We start from the raw sequence: 7,097 nt of genomic DNA on the forward strand, positions 1-7,097 counted from the left end.
ATGCCGACCAGGATCGACTACGACGCCAAGATCCCGAACAACGTCGAACTGTCCGACAACCGGAGGCTGCAGCGGGCGCTGGAGGGCTGGCAGCCGAAGTTCATGCACTGGTGGGCCGAGATGGGCCCGGCGCTGGAAACCCAGGGCGTGTACCTGCGCACGGCGGTCAGCGTCGGCCGCGACGGCTGGGCGCACTTCGACCACGTCGTGCCGCAGGACTACCGCTGGGGCATCTTCCTCTCCGAACGCGACCCGGACCGCCGCATCGCGTTCGGCGAGCACCGTGGCGAGCCCGCGTGGCAGCAGGTGCCCGGCGAGTACCGCGCCGACCTGCAGCGGCTGATCGTCATCCAGGGCGACACCGAGCCGGCGTCGGTGGAGCAGCAGAAACTGCTCGGCCTGACCGCGCCCAGCCTGTACGACCTGCGCAACCTCTTCCAGGTCAACGTGGAGGAGGGCCGCCACCTGTGGGCGATGGTCTACCTGCTGCACGCCTACTTCGGCAAGGAGGGCCGCGAGGAGGCGGAGGCGCTGCTCCACCGCAACTCGGGCAGCCCGGACACGCCCCGCATCCTCGGCGCGTTCAACGAGGAGACCGCGGACTGGCTCGCGTTCTACATGTTCACCTACTTCACCGACCGCGACGGCAAGTACCAGCTGGGCACGCTGAAGGAGTCCGCGTTCGACCCGCTGTCGCGCACCTGCGAGTTCATGCTCAAGGAGGAGGCGCACCACATGTTCGTCGGCACCACCGGTGTCGACCGCGTGGTGACGCGCAGCGCCGAGCTGATCCGCGAGCACGACACCATGGACATCGCCGCGCACGGCGGCATCCCGCTGGACATCATCCAGCGCTACCTGAACTTCCACTACACCGTCTCACTCGACCTGTTCGGCAGCGAGACGTCGACCAACGCGGCCAACTACTACACCTCCGGGCTCAAGGGCCGCTGGATGGAGACCCGCCGCAAGGACGACCACCAGCTGACCGAGGACGCGGCGCTGCTGGAGAAACCGCAGGACGACGGCACCTGGACCACCGAGGAGATGCAGAAGATCCTGCTGCTCAACCTCGACCTGCGTGGCGAGTACATCGCCGACTGCTCCTCCGGTGTCAAGCGCTGGAACAAGATCCTCGCCGACGCCGGCATCGACTTCCGGTTCCGCCTGCCGCACCCTGGTTTCAACCGGAAAGTCGGCATAAACTCCGGCCACCACATCACGCCGGACGGGACGATCGTGGACGAAGCGACCTGGGAGCGCAGCCGCAGGCACTGGCTGCCGACCGACGAGGACCTCGCGTTCGTCCGCTCGCTCATGCACCCGGTGTACGAACGGGGCAAGATCGCGAGCTGGGTCGCCCCGCCGCGACAGGGCATCAACGGGAAGCCGTTCGACTACGAGTACGTGTACCTGTAAACCTGCGGAGGGCGGGCGCGATGGTCGAGTTCAACGCCGCGGACTACCTGGTCGACCGGCACGTCCGGGACGGCAACGGCGCCCGCACCGCGGTCGTCACGGTCTCGCGCACGCTGTCCTACGCCGAGCTTTCCGAAGCGGTGCACCGCGTCGCCGGCGGGCTGGCGGACATCGGGGTGCGGCCCGAGGAACGGGTCATGCTGTGCATGGTCGACGGCGTCGAGATGCTCACCGGGATCCTCGGCGCGATGTGCGCCGGGGCGGTCCCGGTGCCGGTGTCGACCATGGTGACCGGGCCCGAGCTGGGCCGGGTGCTCGCCGACTCGCGGGCCAGGGTGCTGTGCGTGTCCGGGGAGTTCACCGCGGCCGCGAAGGAGGCGGTCGAGCTGGCGCCGGAGGTCACCGACGTCGTGCTGGACCGCGCGGACGCCGCCCAGTTCTCCCGGGTGTCCACACACGACTGGACGCGACTGTCCACAGCAGACCCACGGGAAACGTATGACACGTGGGCGGATTCGCCCGCGCTGTGGCTGTACACCTCCGGCACCACCGGCCAGCCCAAGGGCGCGATGCACCGGCACGCGAGCATCCGGGCGGTGTGCGAGACCTACGGCAGGCAGGTGCTCGGGATCGGCCCCGACGACAAGTGCTTCTCCGTCGCCAAGCTGTTCTTCGCCTACGGCATCGGCAATTCCGCGTTCTTCCCGTTGTCGGCCGGCGCGAGCACGGTGTTCGAGCCGGGCCGTCCGACGCCGCAGCTGGTCGCCGACCGGGTGCGCGCCGAGCGGCCGACGCTGTTCTTCGGGGTGCCGACGTTCTACTCCGCCCTGCTGGCCGCCGACCTGCCGCCGGACACGTTCTCCTCGGTGCGGCAGGCGGTGTCCGCGGGCGAGCCGCTGCCCGCGGTGATCTACGAGCGGTTCCGGGACCGGTTCGGGGTGGAGATCCTGGACGGGATCGGGTCCACCGAGGCGCTGCACATCTTCCTGTCCAACCGGCCGGGCGAGGTGGTGCCGGGCACCACGGGTGTCGCGGTGCCGGGCTACGACCTGGAGATCCGCGACCCGCTCGGCACGCTGATCGAGACCACCGGGCAGCCCGGCGAGCTGTACGTGCGCGGGCCGTCCACCGCGTTCGGCTACTGGAGCCGGTACGAGACGTCGAAGCAGGTGTTCCAGGGCGAGTGGCTGCGGACCGGGGACAGTTACATGCGCAACCCGGATGGCACGTACACGTGCCTGGGCCGGTTCAATGACATGTTGAAGGCGGGCGGGATCTGGGTGTCGCCGGCCGAGGTGGAGCAGCGGTTGCTGCAGCACCCGGACGTCGCCGAGGTCGCGGTGGTGGCGGCGCCGGACTCCGACGGCATCGAGAAACCGGTGGCCTGCGTCGTGCCTGCCGCCGGGCGGGCCGTCGACCCGGACGCGTTGATCGACTTCTGCCGCGAGGGGCTTGCCGCGTTCAAACGGCCACGTGCCGTGGTGGGTGTCGAGGAGCTGCCCAAGACCGCGACGGGCAAGATCCGCCGGAACGTGATCCGCGAGCTGGTGCGGGATTCGCTGCGGCCGGGGGCGCTCACGTGATCGACGGCTACACCGTGGTCGACGCGCACGTCCACGCGCCGCGGCTGAGCACGTTGAAACCGGCGTGGCTGGAGTGGGCGGAGCGGTTCTCGGGCCCGCACGACTGGCGCTCGGCCTACGACGCGGATGGGAACGTCGTGCCCGCGCGGCTGGACGCGTTGTTCGAGGCCGAGGGCGTCGACCGCGCGTTGTTGTTCTGCGAGTACAGCCCGCGCGCGACCGGGATCCAGCCGATCGAGGACAACCTGCCGCTGGTCGCGGAGAACCCGACGCGGTTCCGGCTGGTGGCGAACGTGAACCCGTACCTGCACCACCCGGTGGCGGCCGAGGTGGAGCGGCAGCTGGACCTCGGCGCGGTGGCGTTGAAGATCCACCCCGTGCACGGCGCGTTCTCGCCGGGGGACAAGGAGTTGTACGCCGCGTACCACGTGTGCGCCGAGCGCGGGGTGCCGGTGATCATCCACTCGGGCACGAGCAGCTTCCCCGGCGCCCGCGCGAGCTTCGGCAACCCGGAGCTGATGGCTGACGTCGTGGAGGACTTCCCGTCGGTGCAGTTCGTGTTCGCCCACGGCGGCCGCGGCTGGTGGTACGACGTGGCCGCGTTCCTGGCGCTGGCGCGCGACAACGTGTGGCTGGACCTGTCCGGCCTGCCGCCGCGGAAGCTGCCGGAGTACTACGCGCGGTTCGACTTCACCCGGCTGGCCGGGCGGTTCGTGTTCGGCACGGACTGGCCCGGCGTCCCGGGCGCCGCGCGGAACGTCCGGGCGCTGCTGGAATTGGGCCTGCCGGACGCCGTCGTGCGAGACGTGCTGTCCGGCAACGCCGCGAAGCTCTACCCGGGGCTGGGGATCTAACGCATCGCCTGGTGGAGGCAGAGCCAGTTGCCTTCGGTGTCGGCGAACCAGGCCGCCTTCTCCTTGCCGAGCGTGGCGATGTGCCCCTCGGTGCGCAGGTCGCCGGTGTCGTAGTCGGCGAAGCGCACCCCGCGTTCCTCCAGGTCGCGGACCTCCGCGGAGATGTCTTCGACCTCGAAGCTGAGGACCGTGTTCTCGCTCGGCTTGGTGTCCGGCAGCGGGCGCAGGCCGATCACGTGCCCGGAGCCTGCCTCGAAGTAGCAGGTGCCGTCGGGCCCCGTGTCGGTCTGGCGCAGGCCGAGCTGGTCACCGTAGAAGTGCCGGGCGCGATCGGCATCCTGCGCCGGGAGCATGTGCGTGATGGTCGACTTGGTGAGCATGGCCCGCCTCCTTCACGAGAGCATGAAATGTTCATCGGCAGCCTGCGTGGCGGTGCGGGTAGCCGAACCTGAGGCGGCCCCTCGCTGTGGGATCGCCTCCTCATGACCGCCAGGTCACCACGTCGGCGCTGTCCTCGCGAGGAGCCGCCTCAGAACCCGCGGCGGTGCAAGCTGCACAGGTGGTCCAAGCGGCTCCGCCGCTCAACGAAACATGCCTTAATCGTGCGCCGCGAATTCGCTGGAGGCAACGGGGGTTTCAGCTGGTGCCGTTCACTTCACGCAACGTCCGCATCGCGTCGGCGAGCGCCTGCGAGGCCTCCGGCCCCAGCGGCTCCAGCACGCGGCGCCGCAGGATCTCGGCGCACGCCTGGCGCGCCTTTTCCGCCACCTCGCGCCCGTGCTCGGTGAGGCACGCGAACGTCACGCGCCGGTCGTCCGGGCTCGGCTTGCGGGTGATCAGCCCGGCCGCGACCAGCCGGTCCGCCACCTTCGTGAACCCGCCGCTGGACAGCGCCGCCTCGGTGGCCAGGCGCGTCATCGGCATCCGGTGGCCGGGCGTGCGCACCAGCCGCAGCAGGATGTCGAACGGCGCCGGCGCCAGGCCGAACCGCTCGGCGATCTCGCCCATGAGTCGATCCTGCGTGGCGAGGTACCCCTCGATCACGAGGCCCCACCAGGTCACGATCTCGTCATCGCCGGGAGTGGTCACCCCATGACTATACCGACCAGAACTCTTCTCAGAATATATCTTGCTGGCGAGAGGTTCTGCGGGTTAGGTTGAGGCCCCGGCAAAGGAGCAGACGATGTCCATCAAGACGAGCGGCTTGCACCACGTGACCGCGATCGGCGGCGACCCCCAGCGCAACGCCGACTTCTACCTGCGCACGCTCGGCCTGCGCCTGGTGAAGACGACGGTCAACTTCGACGATCCGGGCACCTACCACCTGTACTACGGCGACCAGTCCGGCAAGCCGGGCACGCTGATGACCTTCTTCCCGTGGCCGGACGCGCCCAGTGGCCGCCTCGGCACCGGCCAGGCCACCACGACCGCGTTCTCCGTGCCCGCCGATTCGATCGGCTGGTGGAAGGACCACCTCGCCGAGGCCGGCGTAACCACCGGTCGCATCGCCAACCGGGAGGGCGAGGACGTCCTGACCTTCCGCGACCCGGACGGCCTCCAGCTCGCGCTCGTCGCGCACCCGCAGGGCGACCCGCGCGATCCGTGGGACAACGGGCACGTCCCGGCCGAGCACGCCATCCGCGGCCTGCACTCGGTGACCCTCTCGGTCGCCAAGGAGGACGCGACCGCCGAGATGTTCGGCGAGCTGGGCCTGACCTTCAGCAGCCAGGACAGCAACCGCCTGCGCTTCACCGCCGGTGAGGGCGGGCCGGGCGCGATGGTCGACGTCCTGGTCACGCCGGACGCCCCGCGCGGGCTCGTCGCCGCGGGCACCGTGCACCACGTCGCCTGGCGCGCGCCCGACGAGGAGAGCCAGGCCGCGTGGCGCGAGGAGCTCGTCGACCGGGGCGTGAACGTCACCTCGATCCTCGACCGGCAGTACTTCCGCTCGATCTACTTCCGCGAGCCGGGCGGCACGCTGCTGGAGATCGCGACCGACCAGCCCGGGTTCGCCATCGACGAGCCGCTGCTGGAACTCGGCCGCGCATTGAAGCTGCCGCCGTGGCTGGAGCCGGACCGCGAACAGATCGAGCGCGCCCTGCCCAAGCTGGACATCCCGGGCGAGAACAACCGATGACGCTCGAGCACAAGTTCATCGAGGGCTCGCCGGACGCGCCGGTGCTGTTGCTGCTGCACGGCACCGGCGGCGGGCCGGACGACCTGGTGGGTCTCGCGCGGGAGCTGAGCCCGTCGGCCGCGTTGCTGGCCCCGGCCGGACCGGTGTCCGAGCACGGCGCCGCGCGGTGGTTCCGGCGGCTGGCGGAGGGCGTCTTCGACTACGACGACGTCCGCGCCCGCACTGAGGAGTTGGCGTCGTTCGTGCTCGACGCACGCCGGGAGTACGGACTGGACGGACGGCGGCTGGTCGCGGTCGGGTTCTCCAACGGCGCCAACATCGGCGGCGCGCTGGTCCTGTTGCGCCCGGACGTGGTGCGGGAGGCGGTGTTGTTCGCGTCGATGCTGCGGGTGCCGGACCCGCCCGCGCACGACCTCAGTGCCACCCGGGTGTTCCTGTCCAATGGGGAACGCGACCCGATGGCGCCGCTGCCGTCGAACGAGCAGTTCATCCAGTTGCTGCGTGAGCGGTCGGCCTCGGTGACGGTGCACCGCCACCGAGGCGGGCACCAGATCACGCTGGACGCCCTCCAGGCTGCGCAGGCCTGGCTGACAGCTTAGTTTTTGTCGGTGCCTCCTGCGAAGATCACGGCGACTTCGAGGAGGAACCAATGGGAACGTGGGGAATCGGGCACTTCGACAACGACGAGGCCGCCGACTTCGCGAACGAGCTGGACGACCTGCCTGCCGGTGAGCGCGGGGAGTTGATCCGGACGACGCTGGAGGCGGCGGCGGGCAACTCGGGGTACCTGGAGGCGCCCGAGGGAATGCTCGCGGTGGCGGCGGCCGCGCTCGTGGCGTCGCAGGTTCCGGGCGGTGATCCGGTGGACGACAGCTACGGGCCGGAGGAGCCGATCCCGGTGCTGCCAGGCGAGTTGAGAGCCGTGGCGGTGCGCGCGATCGACCGGGTGCTCGCGGAGAAGTCCGAACTGGACGAACTCTGGGAGGCGCCGGACCGCCCGTCGTGGCTGTCGGAGATCGACCGGCTGCGCGAGGTGCTGGCGGGGGCTTGACGCCTCGACACTCGCAGCAGAGGCCGCCGCGGCAGCAGGCGGCCTGCCGGTGT

Annotated in this window: 8 protein-coding genes; 6 read left to right on the top strand and 2 right to left on the bottom strand. The window is 70.3% G+C overall.

All coding sequences use genetic code 11. The features are described 5' to 3' along the window. Genes boxB through L2C96_RS14070 form a run of 3 tightly spaced genes read left to right on the top strand, consistent with a single transcriptional unit; the run spans position 1 to position 3,856 of the window. Entirely contained in the window at positions 1 to 1,419 is a 1,419-nt protein-coding gene (boxB, locus tag L2C96_RS14060) for a benzoyl-CoA 2,3-epoxidase subunit BoxB (RefSeq protein WP_020417008.1), read from the top strand. Between the two features lie 20 nt (positions 1,420 to 1,439). Further along, positions 1,440 to 3,002 (top strand): benzoate-CoA ligase family protein, encoded by a 1,563-nt coding sequence (locus L2C96_RS14065; RefSeq protein ID WP_237336450.1) that lies wholly within the window; start codon positions 1,440 to 1,442, stop codon positions 3,000 to 3,002. Further along, entirely contained in the window at positions 2,999 to 3,856 is an 858-nt protein-coding gene (locus L2C96_RS14070) for an amidohydrolase family protein (RefSeq protein WP_237336451.1), read from the top strand. The genes L2C96_RS14065 and L2C96_RS14070 overlap by 4 nt, the downstream gene beginning before the upstream one ends. On the opposite strand, the gene L2C96_RS14075 is transcribed toward L2C96_RS14070, so the two are convergent. After that, complete coding sequence (locus tag L2C96_RS14075; protein ID WP_020417005.1) at positions 3,853 to 4,236, bottom strand: VOC family protein; 384 nt, start codon at positions 4,234 to 4,236, stop codon at positions 3,853 to 3,855. The two genes, L2C96_RS14070 and L2C96_RS14075, sit on opposite strands and share 4 nt — an antisense overlap. A gap of 256 nt (positions 4,237 to 4,492) precedes the next feature. Next, positions 4,493 to 4,945: a MarR family winged helix-turn-helix transcriptional regulator gene (locus L2C96_RS14080; RefSeq protein ID WP_020417004.1), complete on the bottom strand. Its 453-nt coding sequence runs from the start codon at positions 4,943 to 4,945 to the stop codon at positions 4,493 to 4,495. Between the two features lie 94 nt (positions 4,946 to 5,039). Between L2C96_RS14080 and L2C96_RS14085 the strand changes: the two genes are divergently transcribed. From L2C96_RS14085 to L2C96_RS14095, 3 genes are read left to right on the top strand one after another with little or no spacing between them, the layout of a single operon-like run. After that, a complete protein-coding gene (locus L2C96_RS14085) occupies positions 5,040 to 5,993 on the top strand; it encodes a ring-cleaving dioxygenase (protein ID WP_237336452.1) in 954 nt (317 codons plus the stop codon). Beyond that, the gene (locus L2C96_RS14090) at positions 5,990 to 6,592 is read left to right on the top strand and encodes an alpha/beta hydrolase (protein ID WP_237336453.1); all 603 of its coding nucleotides are present in this window, start codon (positions 5,990 to 5,992) and stop codon (positions 6,590 to 6,592) included. Before L2C96_RS14085 ends, L2C96_RS14090 begins: the two co-directional genes overlap by 4 nt. 50 nt (positions 6,593 to 6,642) lie before the next feature. Next, positions 6,643 to 7,044, top strand: a complete 402-nt coding sequence (locus L2C96_RS14095) for a DUF4259 domain-containing protein (protein ID WP_237336454.1) — start codon at positions 6,643 to 6,645, stop codon at positions 7,042 to 7,044. Positions 7,045 to 7,097 lie beyond the last annotated feature (53 nt).

Origin of the sequence: Amycolatopsis tucumanensis (genome assembly GCF_021654135.1) — a bacterium.
Classification (GTDB): domain Bacteria; phylum Actinomycetota; class Actinomycetes; order Mycobacteriales; family Pseudonocardiaceae; genus Amycolatopsis_E; species Amycolatopsis_E tucumanensis.